Source organism: Nostoc commune NIES-4072 (genome assembly GCF_003113895.1).
Lineage (GTDB): Bacteria > Cyanobacteriota > Cyanobacteriia > Cyanobacteriales > Nostocaceae > Nostoc > Nostoc commune.
Window position 1 is genome coordinate 3,193,041 of record NZ_BDUD01000001.1, and the last position, 16,415, is coordinate 3,209,455.

The 16,415-nt window shown below is 42.4% G+C and carries 20 protein-coding genes; 3 read left to right on the forward strand and 17 right to left on the reverse strand.

Annotated features, from left to right (window positions below; genetic code table 11):
* Nucleotides 1–28: 28 nt before the first annotated feature.
* The 10 genes from CDC33_RS14180 to CDC33_RS14220 form a co-directional block, all read right to left on the reverse strand.
* Entirely contained in the window at nt 29–565 is a 537-nt protein-coding gene (locus CDC33_RS14180) for an SH3 domain-containing protein (protein ID WP_109008995.1), read from the reverse strand.
* Nucleotides 566–673: 108 nt separating this feature from the next.
* Nucleotides 674–2,185 carry a Ycf46 family AAA ATPase gene (locus CDC33_RS14185; RefSeq protein ID WP_109008996.1) on the reverse strand — a complete coding sequence of 504 codons (1,512 nt, stop codon included), beginning with the start codon at nt 2,183–2,185 and terminating at the stop codon, nt 674–676.
* Entirely contained in the window at nt 2,182–2,397 is a 216-nt protein-coding gene (locus CDC33_RS37800) for a hypothetical protein (RefSeq protein ID WP_146195814.1), read from the reverse strand. Before CDC33_RS37800 ends, CDC33_RS14185 begins: the two co-directional genes overlap by 4 nt.
* A 317-nt stretch (nt 2,398–2,714) precedes the next feature.
* Nucleotides 2,715–3,233: a YceD family protein gene (locus CDC33_RS14190; protein ID WP_109008997.1), complete on the reverse strand. Its 519-nt coding sequence runs from the start codon at nt 3,231–3,233 to the stop codon at nt 2,715–2,717.
* A gap of 215 nt (nt 3,234–3,448) precedes the next feature.
* On the reverse strand, nt 3,449–3,976 hold the full coding sequence (locus CDC33_RS14195; RefSeq protein WP_109008998.1) for a Jag family protein: 528 nt from the start codon (nt 3,974–3,976) through the stop codon (nt 3,449–3,451).
* Entirely contained in the window at nt 3,973–5,124 is a 1,152-nt protein-coding gene (gene yidC / locus CDC33_RS14200) for a membrane protein insertase YidC (RefSeq protein WP_109008999.1), read from the reverse strand. The genes CDC33_RS14195 and yidC overlap by 4 nt, the downstream gene beginning before the upstream one ends.
* A 206-nt stretch (nt 5,125–5,330) precedes the next feature.
* Nucleotides 5,331–5,723: a PH domain-containing protein gene (locus CDC33_RS14205; RefSeq protein WP_109009000.1), complete on the reverse strand. Its 393-nt coding sequence runs from the start codon at nt 5,721–5,723 to the stop codon at nt 5,331–5,333.
* Nucleotides 5,710–6,132: a ribonuclease P protein component gene (gene rnpA, locus CDC33_RS14210; protein ID WP_109009001.1), complete on the reverse strand. Its 423-nt coding sequence runs from the start codon at nt 6,130–6,132 to the stop codon at nt 5,710–5,712. Before rnpA ends, CDC33_RS14205 begins: the two co-directional genes overlap by 14 nt.
* A gap of 26 nt (nt 6,133–6,158) precedes the next feature.
* The gene (rpmH, locus tag CDC33_RS14215; protein ID WP_094327629.1) at nt 6,159–6,293 is read right to left on the reverse strand and encodes a 50S ribosomal protein L34; all 135 of its coding nucleotides are present in this window, start codon (nt 6,291–6,293) and stop codon (nt 6,159–6,161) included.
* A gap of 253 nt (nt 6,294–6,546) precedes the next feature.
* Nucleotides 6,547–7,059 (reverse strand): DUF2808 domain-containing protein, encoded by a 513-nt coding sequence (locus CDC33_RS14220; protein WP_109009002.1) that lies wholly within the window; start codon nt 7,057–7,059, stop codon nt 6,547–6,549.
* Nucleotides 7,060–7,821: 762 nt separating this feature from the next.
* On the opposite strand from CDC33_RS14220, the gene CDC33_RS14225 reads away from it, so the two are divergent.
* The 3 genes from CDC33_RS14225 (at nt 7,822) to CDC33_RS14235 (ending at nt 10,841) form a co-directional block, all read left to right on the forward strand.
* Nucleotides 7,822–8,994 (forward strand): Re/Si-specific NAD(P)(+) transhydrogenase subunit alpha, encoded by a 1,173-nt coding sequence (locus CDC33_RS14225; RefSeq protein ID WP_109009003.1) that lies wholly within the window; start codon nt 7,822–7,824, stop codon nt 8,992–8,994.
* A gap of 150 nt (nt 8,995–9,144) precedes the next feature.
* Entirely contained in the window at nt 9,145–9,438 is a 294-nt protein-coding gene (locus CDC33_RS14230) for an NAD(P) transhydrogenase subunit alpha part 2 (RefSeq protein ID WP_109009004.1), read from the forward strand.
* Nucleotides 9,435–10,841: an NAD(P)(+) transhydrogenase (Re/Si-specific) subunit beta gene (locus CDC33_RS14235; protein WP_109009005.1), complete on the forward strand. Its 1,407-nt coding sequence runs from the start codon at nt 9,435–9,437 to the stop codon at nt 10,839–10,841. Before CDC33_RS14230 ends, CDC33_RS14235 begins: the two co-directional genes overlap by 4 nt.
* A 184-nt stretch (nt 10,842–11,025) precedes the next feature.
* On the opposite strand, the gene CDC33_RS14240 is transcribed toward CDC33_RS14235, so the two are convergent.
* From CDC33_RS14240 to petN, 7 genes are all read right to left on the reverse strand, one after another.
* A complete protein-coding gene (locus tag CDC33_RS14240) occupies nt 11,026–11,475 on the reverse strand; it encodes a type II toxin-antitoxin system VapC family toxin (protein WP_109009006.1) in 450 nt (149 codons plus the stop codon).
* Nucleotides 11,472–11,750 (reverse strand): hypothetical protein, encoded by a 279-nt coding sequence (locus tag CDC33_RS14245; RefSeq protein WP_109009007.1) that lies wholly within the window; start codon nt 11,748–11,750, stop codon nt 11,472–11,474. The genes CDC33_RS14240 and CDC33_RS14245 overlap by 4 nt, the downstream gene beginning before the upstream one ends.
* A gap of 10 nt (nt 11,751–11,760) precedes the next feature.
* Nucleotides 11,761–12,021: a hypothetical protein gene (locus CDC33_RS14250; RefSeq protein WP_109009008.1), complete on the reverse strand. Its 261-nt coding sequence runs from the start codon at nt 12,019–12,021 to the stop codon at nt 11,761–11,763.
* 154 nt (nt 12,022–12,175) lie between these two features.
* Nucleotides 12,176–12,631, reverse strand: a complete 456-nt coding sequence (locus tag CDC33_RS14255) for a DUF29 domain-containing protein (RefSeq protein WP_109009009.1) — start codon at nt 12,629–12,631, stop codon at nt 12,176–12,178.
* 134 nt (nt 12,632–12,765) lie between these two features.
* Complete coding sequence (locus tag CDC33_RS14260) at nt 12,766–15,894, reverse strand: GAF domain-containing sensor histidine kinase (RefSeq protein ID WP_109009010.1); 3,129 nt, start codon at nt 15,892–15,894, stop codon at nt 12,766–12,768.
* A 154-nt stretch (nt 15,895–16,048) separates the two neighbouring features.
* Nucleotides 16,049–16,195 (reverse strand): hypothetical protein, encoded by a 147-nt coding sequence (locus CDC33_RS38715; RefSeq protein ID WP_219930117.1) that lies wholly within the window; start codon nt 16,193–16,195, stop codon nt 16,049–16,051.
* A 22-nt stretch (nt 16,196–16,217) separates the two neighbouring features.
* The gene (gene petN, locus CDC33_RS14265) at nt 16,218–16,307 is read right to left on the reverse strand and encodes a cytochrome b6-f complex subunit PetN (RefSeq protein WP_012408302.1); all 90 of its coding nucleotides are present in this window, start codon (nt 16,305–16,307) and stop codon (nt 16,218–16,220) included.
* Between the last annotated feature and the right edge of the window lie 108 nt (nt 16,308–16,415).

Sequence of the window (16,415 nt, forward strand, 5' to 3'; positions counted from 1 at the left end):
TTATTTATGGAAAAGTTGTAAATTATTGTTATCGCTCTGGTTGTTGTGTATCTTCTGGTTTCTCATCAACTTTTTGAGTATTACCTGCTTTCACCCAACCTTCTTGTTCGCTACCTTCCAAACGAATTTTTTGCCAGGATTTATCTTGGTTTTCTTCCAAAATAATAATTTTTTGATTAAAAGCAACCCCACCAATTTTTTCAGCTTCTTGATTTGGTTGCGATCGCAAACTCAAGCCTTCACGCCAACTAACGCGCCCTCGGTAAGCTCCCGATGGTAATGGTTTTGGTGATGGGGTAGCCTTTGGTGATTCTGTGGGAGTGGAGTTTGGGCTTGGAGACGGTTCAGCCTTTGTCCCAGGTTTAGGAGTGGATTTAGCTCCTCCAGGCTCAGTTGCTTTGGGAGCTTGGGCTTTCACCGAGGGACTATCATTAGAAAAAACGGGTTTGGCAGGGGGTATGCCGGTGCGATTCATGAAATAGAGTCCAATTGCAGCGCCGCCACCGATTAAGACAGCGATCGCTAAGAAAAACCCAAGTATAAACTTTATTAAGCCAGACAACATATTTTTTAAAACCTGATCACCAGTGGTCAATAGTCAATAGTAATTCATGATTAACTGTTGACTATTGACTAGCAATTATTAACTAACCAATTATTGTACTGAATGCATTCACGTAGTGCGCCGGAGGCGTTCGCTTAAAGGATTGTGTTTAGATGCTAAACGCGCTCTCCCAGCAGCAGCCCATTCTTGGAGTTGCTGAATTTGCTCTACAGCAGTTCGTGCCAAGGGGATGATCTGACTGGCTGCTTCTAAAATATCATCAGTAGCAAAGTCGCGGTTTTGGCTAAATCCAATATGCATCGCTTCAATTAAAGTTTGCTCAATTTCTGCTCCAGAAAAATCGGGCGTTTCATAAGCTAACCTTTCGATGTCATAACTTTTTAAGTTATGGGGGCGCAATCGGGATAAATGAACGTCATAAATTGCTTTTCTCTCTTCTTGGGTGGGCAAACCCACAAAGAAAATTTCATCAAATCGCCCCTTACGGAGCATTTCTGGCGGTAAAGCTTGGATGTCGTTGGCGGTGGCGACGACAAACACAGGTGAGCTTTTTTCAGCTAGCCAGGTAATAAAAGTACCAAACACACGGCTGGCTGTTCCGGCATCACCTTTGCTACCAAGTCCGGCAAAAGCTTTATCTATTTCATCAATCCACAAAATACAAGGAGCGAGGGCTTCAGCTACTTGGATCATTTGGCGAGTCCGAGATTCTGATTCACCCACCAAACCACCAAATAACCTTCCCACATCCAAACGTAGCAAGGGTAAATGCCAGTGATGAGCGATCGCTTTTGCCGTTAACGATTTACCAGTTCCCTGAATACCCACCAACATTAAACCACGGGGGTGCGGTAATCCGTACTGTCGTGCCTTATCAGTAAATGAACCCCCCCGCCGAATCAACCAATCCTTCAAGTTATCCAGTCCGCCAATATCAGAAATTTGCTCAGTGGCGGGGTAGAAGTCCAAGATTTGGGTTTGGCGGATAGTTTGACGTTTTTCTTCCAAAACTAGATCCACATCTTCTGGTCGCAATTCACCGTGGGTAGCGATCGCTTTCGCCAAAACTCGGCGAATCCGTTCCATCGAAAGCCCTTGACAAGATAGCACCAAGTCATCTAAAACTTTGCCAGAAAGTGAGTTACCAGTACTTTGTAGTAAGCGTTCCACCTCAGTTTTAATTTCTGCGGCGGCGGGTAAGGGAAACTCTACGACTGTCAACACTTCGGTTAAATCGTCAGGGATGGCGATGCGTGGCGACAATAGTACAATATTTTTTGGTTGCGACTTCAGAAGTCTGGACAGATTGCGGAGTTTGCGAGCGATCGCTACATCATCTAAAAAGCGATGATAATCTCGTAAAATCAATACCGCAGGTGCGGAAGCTGGTAATTTTTCGATAAATTCTAAAGCTTGCAACGGGTTACGTCGCCCAAACCCAACATCATTGGGGTTTCCTTGGTAGCCATCGACAAAATCCCAAGTATAGACTGGGCGATTACCCTGGTTGGTTGCTTCTTCCCGGATAGCTGCTTCTACCCGTTCTTCTTCATAAGTTGGAATATAAATCAAAGGGTAGCGGGCGCGTAGCAGCAGTTTAAACTCTTCACGGAAGTTCATATTTGGCTATCGTTATTAGTTCTTCTCTCATTGTTCAGGTTTGTATCGCCTCTCACAACTAAAAAACCAACATCGGCCAGTCTATAGCGGTTACGAGTGCGATCGCTCTGTGTGAGATATTTTTTAAAGGCGATCGCTCTTTTGTGGTCAGCAGAATTTAAATCATTAGGTGATTGATAACATTTAATTTTGGCAAACGTAGTAATCGTCAAAAATCAAATCAAACCGCTATGGATAATAACTATATGCTGAATATTATAGTTGCTTGTTTATCCCAATATTATGTTTCTAAACCCGCTTTTCAATAGTATTTAAGATGCGCTTACTCAAAGAATACATTAACATTAGGAAGAGCAAATAAAGTTGTATTTGCAGTACGGAAAAAAATGGGTAAACTAAGATTTGATTTTACTTTAGTTGCTTAGAAAACGCTATAAGAAGTATTTAATAAAATATAAAACGATAAGCCTGTATAAACAGGCTTAGTTCATCTAGGTGCAGATTTAAGTCTGATGAAATTACCAAATTACTACCCTGGAAGTTGCTTTTTCAAAGCTTCCAGAGAAGCCCAACGGTTATCAACTGGAGTTTCAGGAATATCAGAATTATCAACTGTACTACTTACAGGAATACCTGGACAATTCCGGCTGCACAACTGGCGCAGAGGTACTGCCAAGCACATCTGCTCATACAGCCATTCGTTGGGATAAAAATAACCATCAGGTGGCAGGGTTTCAACCAACTCTTCCATAATTACTTCCCGTTCTAAGGGCAAGTCATTTACCTGATTTGCAGTTTCGTCTAACCAGATGATTTCCTTCGTATCAAGCCCTAAACGTCGATTGTATTGCTGCAAACAGCGATTGCAGGTACAAGTAATAATTGTTTCTGCCTGAGCGGACACTTCCAGGTAATTGCCATGATGCTCAACCCGCACATGACCGCGAACTGGTGTCAACGTTTCCAGACCAGGCAGAAATTCCTGAACCTGAACTTCCTCTGTCCGCTCCGATGCTCTAGTTAGCTGCGGAATAAAAATTGCGTCCATAGGATTTGTGAGACATCCTCACTAAAAATTTATCTTCATTACCAGCAATAATACTGGTACTACATTTTTAATTTTATCTCTTAAGAACAAGAGAAATTTTGAAAGAAATTATATTGTTAAGAGTTTTCAATTAACTCCTAACTCCTAACTCCTAACTCCTAACTCCTAACTCCTAACTCCCTAACTCCTAACTCCTAACTCCTAACTCCCAACTCTTAACTCCCAACTCCTTCCAACGAAGCTGGACGGACAACCAGATTACGATGCGGCTCTTTACCGCGACTGAAAGTTTCTAAATCTCCAAACTCCTTCAAGAAGGTATGGATTTGTCGCCGTTCAGCAGAACTGAGGGATTTGATTTCCACTTCTCTACCAGAAAAGCGCACTTCATCGGCTGCTGCTTCTGCTAATGCGCGAATTTCGGCTTCTCTTTTGACCCGGTAGCCATTTAACTCAATGGTGTAAGAGGCTTGTTCCTCCGGGGGTTGACTTAGGTTTAAAACTGAATTCGCTAGATACTGAATCGCATCTAACACAGAACCATCAGCACCAATTAAGCCCTGGATTTGTTCTGTCGTCAAATTAGTTTGGTCAATTGTTAACCAGTAGTTATCTGGTTCTGGAGAATCGCCGTCTTGAGATTGGGCAGTTTCTAAATGACCCTGAATTTCAGAAGGTATTCCAGTGAGTTCCAGCAGGGTTTTTAACCACTGCTGACCTCGCTGCATGGAAATATTGCTCATGATCCCCCTGTTGCCTTTTTCTTAGCACTTTTTGGTTCAAATGGCAATGCCTTTTGTTCTGCGACTACTGCTTCTTTCTCTTGGGTTGCTACAATTTTTTGCAGTTCTTCTGGTAGAGGTTCGCGGGATAGAAGATAAGTTTGGGCGGTTTGGAAGATATTACCAATCACCATATACATCAGTACCCCTGCTGGTAAGGGGAAGAACAAAAACATTCCAGAAAAAATAACTGGAGTGATTTTGTTAACTGTATCTTGCTGCGGATTGCCACCACTGGAATTTTGCCCAGAAAGCATTTGGCTAACATAAAGGCTGATTCCAAAGGAGACGATCATAGCGACGATATCCCAGTGGATTGTACCATCTGGATCAGTTGCGCCAACCCTTCCTAAAGCATCAATAAATAGAAAGCCTTTGTCTGCTGCTAATCCAGGAATTGTTCCTTGAATAGTGACTTCTCCTGGTTGCAAGGCTTCTACATTACCTTGGGCATCAATTTTTATCCTATCTTCACCTTTGGTGACTTTCCAATCAGGAATGAGCTTATTTTCTGGGTGTTCTGCTAAGAGTACCTGAAATGGTTTGCCCTCAACGGTTTGATATTGGATCTTAGTTTGTTCTCCCACCGTTAATTTGTTACCACTAGGAAGGATGGCAGCTACTTTAACGTGTTCTCCATCAGCAATATAAATATTTTGAGGAGCAGTGGCAAAGGCTTGCGGTTGAATTTGTTCGATTTGTTCTGCGGGAAAGATTTGCAGGTTAACGCTGTAGTTCGCACTTGCAAAAGGCGAACCCCGTAAAGTGGCAAACAGCGCTAATAAGACCGGCATTTGCACTAGTAATGGAAAACAGCCTGCTAAAGGATTGCCAAATTCTTTTTGAACATTGACCATTTCCTCTTGCTGCTTTTGCGGATCATCCTTATAGCGCTCTTTGATTTCTGCCATCCGCTTCTGCATCAGAGGTTGTACAATTCGCATTTTCCGCATGTTGCGAATTGAGCCAGCACTCAGGGGATAGAGCGCGAAGCGGACTATCAGGGTCAAAGCAACGATCGCCAATCCGTAGCTAGGCACAATACCATAGAAAAAATCTATGATTGGCAGCATCACGTTGTTCGAGAGAAAGCCGATACCAAAATCCATTATTCTGAATTCAACCTGAGGTACTGTAAACTAACTGAATCTAATTTATCTAAATCATAAATTATGTGCGACTACCCTTTGCTACGGATAGCCGCACATCCAAAAGGGGCATTGGGCATTGGGCATTGGGATATTGGGCATTAGTTATTTTTTCCTTGCTCCCTCTGCTTCCCCTGCTCCCCCTGCTCTCCTGCTCCCTACTCCCATCACTTGTTAGCAGCAGCGCTATATTCGGGATTTTTTGCAGCAATTCTTTCGTTGATGTAGTCATAGACTTCCCGAAACTTAGGAATTGCCCGCAATTCTAGACGACTGCCGTTTCTTAGGGTTAGTACCATATCTCCCCACAAGCCAATGCCACGTGGAACTGTAACGACTTTGACAATTTCTGAGTAAATTATGTCAGTGCGATCGCGTCCCTGCCAACCTCCTGTCACGGTAATTCGGCGATCGGTGATGCGAAAACGCAGCCACAATGCTCTGACAATTGCCCCAACTGTTAATGGTATCCCGACAATGGTTAGCCCAATCAACAGGTTGACAATCAAATCCCCAATATGGGGGCCACCTTCATAATAAACATCTTCACGAATTCCCATCGAACACCTCAGCTTGTGCCAACAACTGCTCTAATTCTTGCAGAAATTGTGGGCTTACGCACTTAGATTCTGCTGTTGTGGGTTTAACAATGAACACTAGCCGCCATCCTGGTGATAATTTGGGCAGCAAGCTATATAAAGCAGAAGTAATTTGCCGTTTGATTCGGTTGCGAACCACTGCCCTTTTGCTTACTTTTGTGCTTATCGAAATGCCAATCCGCGTGCTGGCAAGATGTGCTGAGTCAGTTGCTTGTGTTGTCTGGGTGGCAGTGTCCAAAGAAGGTTTTGTTGAATATAAAGGCTTTAAGGCTCTCAATGTTAAATAAGAGCCATGACGCCGAATTCCTTCCCGGAAAACTGCCTGGAAATCCTTGCGGGATTTTAGCCGATTTGCTTTAGGCAAAGCCACAGATGCTCTTTTAGCTTAGATAAGCCCTAAACGCTTAGACGGTGACGCCCCTTTCTTCTCCTGGCGCTAATCACGTTCCTGCCATCTGGTGTCCGCATCCTAGCGCGAAAACCAGAGGTTCTTTTTCTCTTACGGCTAGTGCCGCCTAATGTTCTTTTCATACTCTTCTCCTGTTAGGTGATTTTTATAAAAACCCACAATCTTCAATTATATTACTTTATTAGGGAATAGGGAATAGGGCATTGGAAAGAGGACTTGGGGACTCTTGAGAATTGGGGACAAGGGGAAACACTTGTTGCAAGTTCTAATTTAAGTCCCCTTGTCCCCTTGTCTCCCCTGCCCCTGCTTCCCCTACTTCCCCTGCTTCCCCTGCCTCCCCTGCTCCCTCATCTCCCTACTCCCCACTCCCCAAAGTTAATTAATGCTCAAAATCCATGTACCCATGTAGCGCAATAGTGGCACATCGCCAGGGGAGAGAACTTGACAGCGAAAATAGTAAACTCCGCCGAAGGCTGGATTTTTAACGTTAGATAAGACTACCTCAACTCCACTACCTGCTGGTACTGGCTCTTCGGGAAAAATATTAATCAGCTTACCTTCTTTGTCCCATTTCACCTCAGAAAGCGGAACGGCTTTACCTTTGACTCGGACTTCAATTTTTTTCTGGTCAAAAGTTCCTTTGTAATAATCAGGGTAAGTAATGGCAAATTGACCAACAGCCAATTTCATTTTTTGGGCTGGAATCCTTAATATGTAACGATCCCAACCATTGGCTTGTCCACCAAAATCTAACCTAAAGGGTAGCTGATTTTCTTGTTTGACACCGCTAAACAGTGTAAATCCAGGTAAGCTTTGCGCCCAAGTCAAGGCTGGTAATCCAGTAACCAGAAAGCTAGTCACGGCTAAAGCAGAAAGTAAACGTCGCATAATCAGGCTTCCTCTACCAAAATATAAATCTGTTATCTAAAATAACTGTGTGTTAGTATTCGTTACTAAACTTTACTACTGACTTCCTGACAATTGACGTTCTATAACAAAAAAAAGTGCCATCTTTACTGAGCTTTAGGCGGCAGCAAAATTACTTAGTCATAAATTTACTATGTACTCGATTGACTTCATTACCCTTACAGAGTAATGATTTGATGAGTATGTTGGTCAAATTTTGAACTCAATATAAACACGGTTGGGATTAGATTGTGTTTCCAAATATGTACAAGTGTATCTAAATTTGAGAATTTTGTTATAAAAATTGAGGCGTGCTATCAGCGATCGCCTGTTAAGTTGGACTAAATTGATTAAAATAAGTTGGAATCAGAGTCGTAATTATTAAAATTTGATTTGGAAATTATAAAGCTTTCAAAATTTGGTCAATATTACTCTATAAGAAAGGAATACCAAAATTTCTTAATCCCGAAAACAAGCTGAAGATAAAGATGCAAAATTTGGGAATCAATTTAGGATGTGCAATACGTAACCCTGTTTGCAACTATCTGAAAATATGACATCTGCGAACGGCAAAGTCAGGCTTTGCCTGGACAGCTAAGAGTGGGAGAGGAAAGTTTCTTTTGTTCAATCTACAAGTAAAATTCATGGGTGATGTTCCTGTCTAAGTACTGTGAGTGCAGGATATCCCTCATCTAGACAATCGCTTACTTGGCAGAGATTAGGTATTTATCTTCAGGAGATTTCATGAGAATAGCAGTTGCTAAAGAAATTGAAGTTTGTGAACGTCGTGTGGCATTAATTCCTGACACCGTTGCTCGATTGGTAAAACAAGGTTTGGAAGTTTGGGTAGAAGCAGGTGCAGGAGAACGATCATTTTTTGGCGATTCTGACTATGAAGCCGTAGGAGCCACAATAATCAGCGATACTGCCAAATTATGGGGCGAAACAGATATTCTGTTGAAAGTCAGCCCACCGCAAGAACGAGAAGATGGACGCTCAGAAATTGATTTGTTAAAGGAAGGGGCTGTTTTAGTCAGTTTCCTTAATCCCTTGGGAAACCCCGTTGTAGCACAGCAACTAGCAAATCGGAAAGTTACAGCCTTGAGTATGGAAATGATTCCCCGTACTACCAGGGCGCAAAGTATGGATGCTTTGTCCTCGCAAGCTTCATTAGCAGGTTACAAGGCTGTATTAATTGCCGCAGCTGCATTACCGAAATATTTTCCGATGTTAACCACAGCCGCAGGCACGATCGCTCCAGCGAAAGTATTTATTATGGGTGCTGGTGTAGCCGGATTGCAAGCGATCGCTACCGCCAGACGCTTGGGAGCAGTAGTAGAAGCCTTTGATATCCGTCCCGCCGTCAAAGAAGAAGTGCAAAGCTTAGGGGCAAAATTCGTTGAAGTCAAATTAGACGAAGAAACCGTTGCTGCTGGCGGTTACGCCAAGGAAATCTCTGAGGCTAGCAAACAACGTACTCAAGAAGTTGTTGCTGAACACATCAAAAATTCTGATGTCGTAATTACTACCGCCCAAGTACCTGGGAGACAAGCACCACGGCTAGTTACAGAAGAAATGGTGGCACAAATGAAACCAGGTTCAGTAATTGTGGATTTGGCTGCTGAACAGGGTGGTAACTGCGCTTGCACCGAACCCGGTAAAGATATTGTCTGGAACGGCGTGACAATTATCGGCCCCATCAATCTCCCATCATCGATGCCAATTCACGCCAGCCAATTGTATGCCAAGAACGTAACTTCGTTGATGCAATTGCTAATTAAAGACAAAGCTTTGCAGGTGGACTTTAGCGACGACATCGTTGATGCAGCGTGCGTTACCCATGCTGGTGAAATTCGCAATCAACGAGTGCGAGATGCGCTACAAGCTTTGAATACTCAACAACCGGCGGTTAATTAGGGACTGGGAATTAGGGACTAGGGACTAGTGACTGGGGACTAGGAAATAGATACTTAGCAATACTTTCTCAGTACCCAATACACCAATACCCAATCCCCAGTACCCAATCCCCAGTACCCAATACCCATTCCTAAAAGGAGTTTTGATTTCATGACAGAGGCATTACTTGCTGCTTTGTTTGTATTTGTATTGGCATCTTTTATCGGTTTTGAAGTCATCAATAAAATCCCACCGACTTTACACACGCCCTTAATGTCAGGCTCAAACGCGATTTCTGGCATTTCGGTACTTGGGGCAATAGTGGCATCAGGTGCTAGAGAAACAAGTGTATCAGTAATTCTTGGTTTAATTGCTGTAGTACTAGCTACAGTAAATGTTGTAGGTGGCTTTCTAGTCACAGATAGAATGCTGCAAATGTTCAAGAAGAAGGAGATTAAGGCGTGAGCGACTTTTTACCAACTGGCATTCAGCTGACATATTTAGTCGCTGCATCCTTATTCATTTTTGGTTTGAAAAAGCTGGGTTCACCAGCTACAGCGCGAAATGGTAATGTGATTGCATCTGTGGGGATGCTGCTGGCAATTGTGGCAACAATGCTGGATCGGCATGTGTTGAACTACGAGATGATATTGTTAGGCTTGGCGATTGGATCGGGAATTGGTGCGATCGTTGCCTACAAAGTCCAAATGACCGAAATGCCCCAAATGGTGGGTTTACTCAACGGTTTAGGCGGTGCGGCTTCAGCATTAGTAGCTGTTGCCGAATTTTGGCGATTATTGGATTCTGGCGCACCCGTACCCCTAGATGTGAACATTTCCATGCTATTGGACGTGTTAATTGGTGGTGTTACCTTCACAGGTAGTTTTTTAGCCTTTGCTAAATTGCAAGGTTTAATTAGCGGTTCCCCGATTACATTTCCTTTCCAGCAACCATTTAACCTGTTGCTTCTGGGTGCTTATTTGGTAGGCAGTGTCTATTTAATCATTACACCAGATAGCTTACCCATATTCTTGGGGGTGGTAGCTGTTTCCTTAGTGCTGGGTGTGATGTTCGTCATCCCCATTGGTGGCGGCGATATGCCGGTGGTAATTTCGCTGTTGAACTCCTTGTCAGGTGTGGCGGCTGCTGCTGCTGGATTCGTGGTGATGAACAATATGTTGATCATCGCTGGTGCTTTGGTAGGAGCATCTGGCTTAATCCTCACCGAAATTATGTGTAAGGCGATGAACCGCTCTCTCTTCAGTGTGCTGTTCAGCGCTTTTGGTACAGGATCTAGTTCTGGTGGTGCTGCTGCTAGTGGTGCTGCGATCGATCAAACCGTCCGCAGTATCGATCCCGAAGAAGGGGCGATGATGTTGGGTTATGCGCGTTCTGTGGTAATTGTGCCTGGTTATGGTATGGCAGTTGCCCAAGCGCAACATAGCGTCCGGGAATTGTCAGATCAATTAGAAAAAATGGGCGTTGATGTCAAGTATGCCATTCACCCCGTTGCTGGGAGAATGCCAGGGCACATGAATGTGTTGCTGGCAGAGGCAAATGTGCCTTATACGCAGTTATACGACATGGATGATATTAATCCCCAGTTCGATCAAGCGGATGTGGCTTTAGTAATTGGGGCAAATGATGTGGTAAATCCGGCGGCACGGAGTGATACAAATAGCCCGATTTATGGTATGCCGATTTTGGAAGTAGATCGGGCGAAGCAGACGATTGTAATTAAGCGCGGGATGAGTACGGGTTTTGCCGGTGTAGATAATGAGTTGTTCTACAAGGATAAAACTACGATGCTTTTTGGTAGCGCGAAGGATATGGTGGCGAAGTTGGTTTCGGAAGTGAAACAACTTTAACGAACCGCAGAGGCGCAAAGAGCGCAAAGTAAAGAAACGATTAGAGATTTGGCTTGCCTTGGGGATATGATGCTTCTAAGGCAAGTTTTTTTGTTGAAAAATTACATCTGACGCAAAAGTACAAAGAATACCGCGAGTGCGTCTCGTAGAGAAGCCCGTCGAAGGCATCGCTCTAGCAATATAATTAAGACTGCGGTGTAACACTGCGCGGATCTACAACTACAATTGCAGAAAAACGTTTAAAGTCATCAATATTAAATGTAAGTAGATGTGTAATCTGGTGTGTTATCATCGCCGCAACTAAACGTGCATCATGCACCTGTTTTCCCATGACTTGGTATTTAATAATTAGAGATTCCCATTCACCAAAAATAGCAGGTGTATCAAGGTGTAGTATAAATATCTTCTTAAGTTTATCAGTTTCTTCTACTGCTTGAGCGGTGGATAAACCTAAACCATTACTATTAATTGGTCTTGTAGCAACAGCCCAAAACTCAATGAGATTTTGTGGAATTATATATAAGAATTCCCCTTGTCTCTTAAGCATCAATATCGCTTTTTGAGTATCAAAGTGCATTGAGCTATTCTTCTGCACCAAACGCAGTAAAATATTAGTATCCACCAAATAGCTCATAACATTTCATCTTCTCTGGTGTAAATACTCTCTCGACTAATCGCTGCATCTGAAAGTGCTGGTGCTAAAGAAAAAGCAGGACTATTTATTAAATCTGTTAATATAGTTTCCCATTCTTCCTGAGTTGATACTTGATAAAAAAAACTTTCTTCATGGCTGGTTAAACTTTTTTCAATCAGAGATGCAAGATAAGCCTCTACTGATAAACCTTGTGCAGCAGCTTCAGCAATCAGCCGAGCCTCTATTTCTGGTTTCAATTGTAGCTGTATAGTCATTTGTTGCCTCCTAATTCCCTGAGTTGTAGAAGTCTTTATCTGGATAATGACAAAAGTCTTCTCCCTCTAAGTCAGAGAATATATTTAATTCACTACCAGGTGCATAATCTGCAATAGCTGTCACTACCGCTAGTGTTAATTGGCGTTTTTGCTCATCTTTGGTAAGTGAGTGTTTTTCTTGAAGAACTAATTGCAGGGCTGACTCAGCTATCTTCAGGCGATCGCTTATGCTCAGGTTTGGGAGTGCTTGGAGAATTTCTTTAGTTTCCATATTAATTCATAGAGCAACTTATATTACTAATGCTAGTGAAATTATAATAAGCGATCGCCTGAAAAATCGTCACACTGCGTAGGCGTTCGGGTAGCGTCTCGTAGAGAAGCCCGCCAAAGGCATCGCCAGCAAAATCTCTACTCTGTGATTATAATTAATTTGGGAAGAAGTCAGAATCTAAAGTTTCATCAATAGAAAAAGGATAGTTTTTAGGAAAAATAGACAGAGGAAGCCCTGTTTCAATAGATGCTTCTTTTCTAGCGTGTTGATAACAACTGTCAAAAACTTCCGTGTAATAGTATTTTAAGCTAGGACTATCTACAAATGCTTCTTGTAATCTTTGACGATGTTCATAGATTGTATATAACCAGCTATTGGATCGGTTCTGGGGTTGAAATTTGTATTTGAGAAGGTGCATTAAAAGCACTCTAAGATTACTCCTTAAAGCATTTTTATCACTTCTTCCCATACTTTCAATTTCTTCAATTAAATTTTCTAACTCTAATTCTAAAAAATTTTTGTTTTTTAATAAATCAACAGTGTGTTCTAACCACAAATGATAATCTTGTGCATAGAGACTATTGGTTTTAGGAACAGATTGATTGTTCATAATCTTCTCCTTTATGGATATATAATTTTAACATTACTTCGATGTTATCCAATTGAATCGCCTGAATTGACGAGAATATCTGCAACAGCAGAGCTACGCGTACTGTCTGGTAGAGTTGGCATCATCTGATTTTTTTAACTAACTGTTCGTTTCATTGGGATTTCTATCCAGAATTCACAGCCTTTGCCAGGTTCAGAAACACACTTGATATTACCGCCGTGTTTTTCCACAATAATTTGGTAGCTAATAGATAACCCTAAGCCAGTACCTTGTCCAGGTTGTTTGGTGGTAAAGAAAGGTTCAAAAATGCGCGATCGCTTAACCTCTGGAATTCCACAACCATTATCAGCAATCCAAATTAGAATCGTATTCCCGGATATCACTTCTGTACGAATCCATATTTTAGGATTGTCAATTATTTTTGCAGCTTTTTCTGTGTTTTCTAATGCATCGATCGCATTGTTAAGAATATTCATAAACACCTGATTCATCTGGGCCCCATAGCAGACTAATGGAGGTAATTCACCATATTGTTTAACTACCTCAATAGCAAAAGAATTAGTCTCTGGTTGCAGTCGATGTTGTAAAATCAACAAAGTACTGTCGATGCCTTCATGAAGATCAACGGGCTTCATTCCTGTTTCGTCGAGTCGAGAAAAACTTCGCAATGATAAGACTAGTTGAGAGATGCGATCTGTCCCTATCCTCATTGAAGTCAAAATTTTAGGCAAGTCATCACTAATAAAATCTAAATCCAGTGCTGCTGCTTGCTTTTGAATTTCTCCTGTTGTCTTAGGATACTGTTTTTGATAGAGGCGCAGTAATTTTAATAAATTTTCGGCATGTTCAGTAACATAAGTAATGTTGCCATAGATGAAACTAATCGGGTTGTTAATTTCATGTGCTACACCAGCAACTAACTGCCCTAAACCTGCCATTTTTTCACTTTGAATCAATTGGCTCTGAGTGTGCTGTAATTCTTTAAGAGTCTGAGTAATTTCTTCTTTTTGACGTTGAGTTTGTTCGAGTAATTCCGCTTGTTGAAGTCCTACCCCCAACTGAGTACCAATCTGCATCAGCAAATCTACCTCATCCTCTTGCCAATCACGGGGCTTGATATTTTGATAAGCTGCTAGTAATCCCCAAAGTTTCTCGCCCTGAAAAATCGGCACAATCATATATGCCCTAATCTGCATTAGCTCAAGCAGGGCAATATGACAGATAGAATAATTGGCGCTGTAAATATCTTTAATGGCACAACTTTTGGCATTAGCAAACCTTCCGCCTTGCGTTTCTTGTAAGTAATCATCTGCAACTACAGGTACAATTTCCCTTATTGGTATACAACCTTGGGCTAAAGACTCAGCAACAAATTCGCCACTCCAATCAGCCCCGAATCGATAGATTGTGACTCGATCAACTTCCAATAGTCGCCGGACTTCTTCTGTACTGGTGGCAAAGATAGTATGAATATCAAGAGACTGGCGAATTTTCTCCACCGTTGCGGCTAATGCCTTTTCTCTTTCGGCTGCTTTCCGTTCTCGTGCAGCAGCTTGAGCCAGTTTTTGGGCTTGCACCTGCATCTGTTTCAAAGACTCAGCTTGCTGTAATGCTACCCCCAATTGAGCGCCAACTTGTGCCAATAAGTTGATTTCCTCATCTTGCCAATAACGAGGCTGGGAATTTTGATAAGCTACTAGCAATCCCCACAATTTTTCGCCCTGAGAAATTGGGACGAAAACTTCATTTCGTGCATACTTGCCTGCTTGCTTTCCTTGTACAAAAACGCCTTCTGTCACAGGCTGTGGCTTAACCACTGGTGTCCAGCCATCAACAATAGAATCAGCGACAAATTCGCCACTCCAATCAGGATAGAAGCGATAAATTGCTACTCGTTCTACTTCTAATAACCGACGGACTTCTTGAGTTGTGGTTTTAAAGATGGCTTCAATATCAAGAGATTGACGAATTTTTTCTACTGTGTTTGCTAAGGCTCTTTGTCTTTCGGCAGCTTTGCTAATCTCTGCTGCTTGGGTTTGCATTTGTTGGATAAATTCCGCTTGCTGCAAAGCTACACCTAGTTGTGTACCCACTTGGGTAAGCAAGTAAACCTCATCTTTTTGCCAATCACGAGTTTTGGCATTTTGGTACACTGCTAGCAAGCCCCAGAGCTTCTGACCGTGGTAAATGGCAATGATCGCATAAGCTCTTGCTTGATATATCTCTAAGATTTTAATGTAGCAATCGCTAAAGCCTGAATTGTAAATATCATTACAAACACGGTACACTTCACAGCGACTGAAGCTACCACCCTCTGTATCTTGTAAGTAGGTGTCAGCGACTGGAGGTTTAGCTAAATCTTTGGCGCTACATTCACTGACGTTTTCACTCACTTCCGGTCGCTGCAATTGCTCATCTATGAGGGAAATCCAACCCTCTGCTACTGATTCAAACACGAATTCACCGCTCCAATCGGGATTGAAGCGATAAATAGCCACGCGGTCAGCATTTAGCAGTTGCCTAAGTTCTCCGGTGGTTGTGTGGAAAATGTTTTCCAAGTCTAGAGACTGACGAATTTTCTCAATGGTTATGGCGATGGTTTTTTGCCATTGGGCTGCTTTTTCTCTGGCTTTTGCTTGTGCTAGTTCTGCTGATTGTAGTTTTACTTGTTCTAGGTAATCTGCTTGCTGTAAAGCAACTCCCAGATGTTCGGCGATTAATTGCACAAACTCAATTTCTGATGCTTCCCATTGCCGAGGGTTACTACACTGATGAATACACAGCAATCCCCATAAATCTTTACCTTTGATTAAGGGGGCAATTATACTAGCACGTACTTGGAATCTTTCTAAAATCTGGATGTAGCAATCACTAGCATTAACTTGATAAATATCAGCTATTGCTCTAATCCGACCTTGCTGATATAGCCCTGCGAACTCCTCACTAAAGCAGTGGTCGCGCAATTTGGCTGCTAGTGCCGAATCCCATTCTGTTGCCACATCTTCATAGATAAATTCCCCTTCCCATGCCAAATCAGGATAGAAACGAAACACGCCAACCCGATCGCTTTTCAGAAGCTGGCGAACTTCAGTGACTGTAATTTTGAAGATGGTTTCTATATCTAGAGACTCGCGGATGCGGGCAATAACTCCAGATAATGCTTTTTGTTGCTCATTCTGATGTAAGGAGGATGTCACATCTGAATGAGATTCTTGCTGTTCTGAATTTGGTTCTATGGGTTGAGTCGTAGAGGAGTTTTCCATTCCCAGTGGGACTTTAAATATTGGAAGTCTTCTATCTCATGATTCCCGTTGCGATCGCAAAGGTAACAGTTCTTTTCTGGAAATCCCATAAAAAATAGTGTAGGGAAACGATAATATCGTGTCCCTACAAAAACATTTCTCAACCACGAGAAAATTATCGCCGCTTGGGAGTGGCGCTGCGGCTACTGCGTTTGTCATCATCTCGGCGACGGCGATCGCGCCAATCTGCCACGGTCAAATAACCAATACCACCAGTGACTACTACGAGTAGCACTAGGGCTACTATTGTTAAAATACTCAAAAATGGACTTTCCACGATGCCTCTACAGTCCGTTACGTCCCCAAACTACCATTGCAATTGACCAAGTAAACACAACTAACAGTGATACCCAACCTAGTGTCAAAATCTCCATAGTCCCGCTTTTCAAATAATTACAAAAGGTTTCTAATATCTATCATACAGGGATTGGGCAGGCTCAGATTTGTTTATAAATGAGATTATAAGTTGGACGTGCGATGTC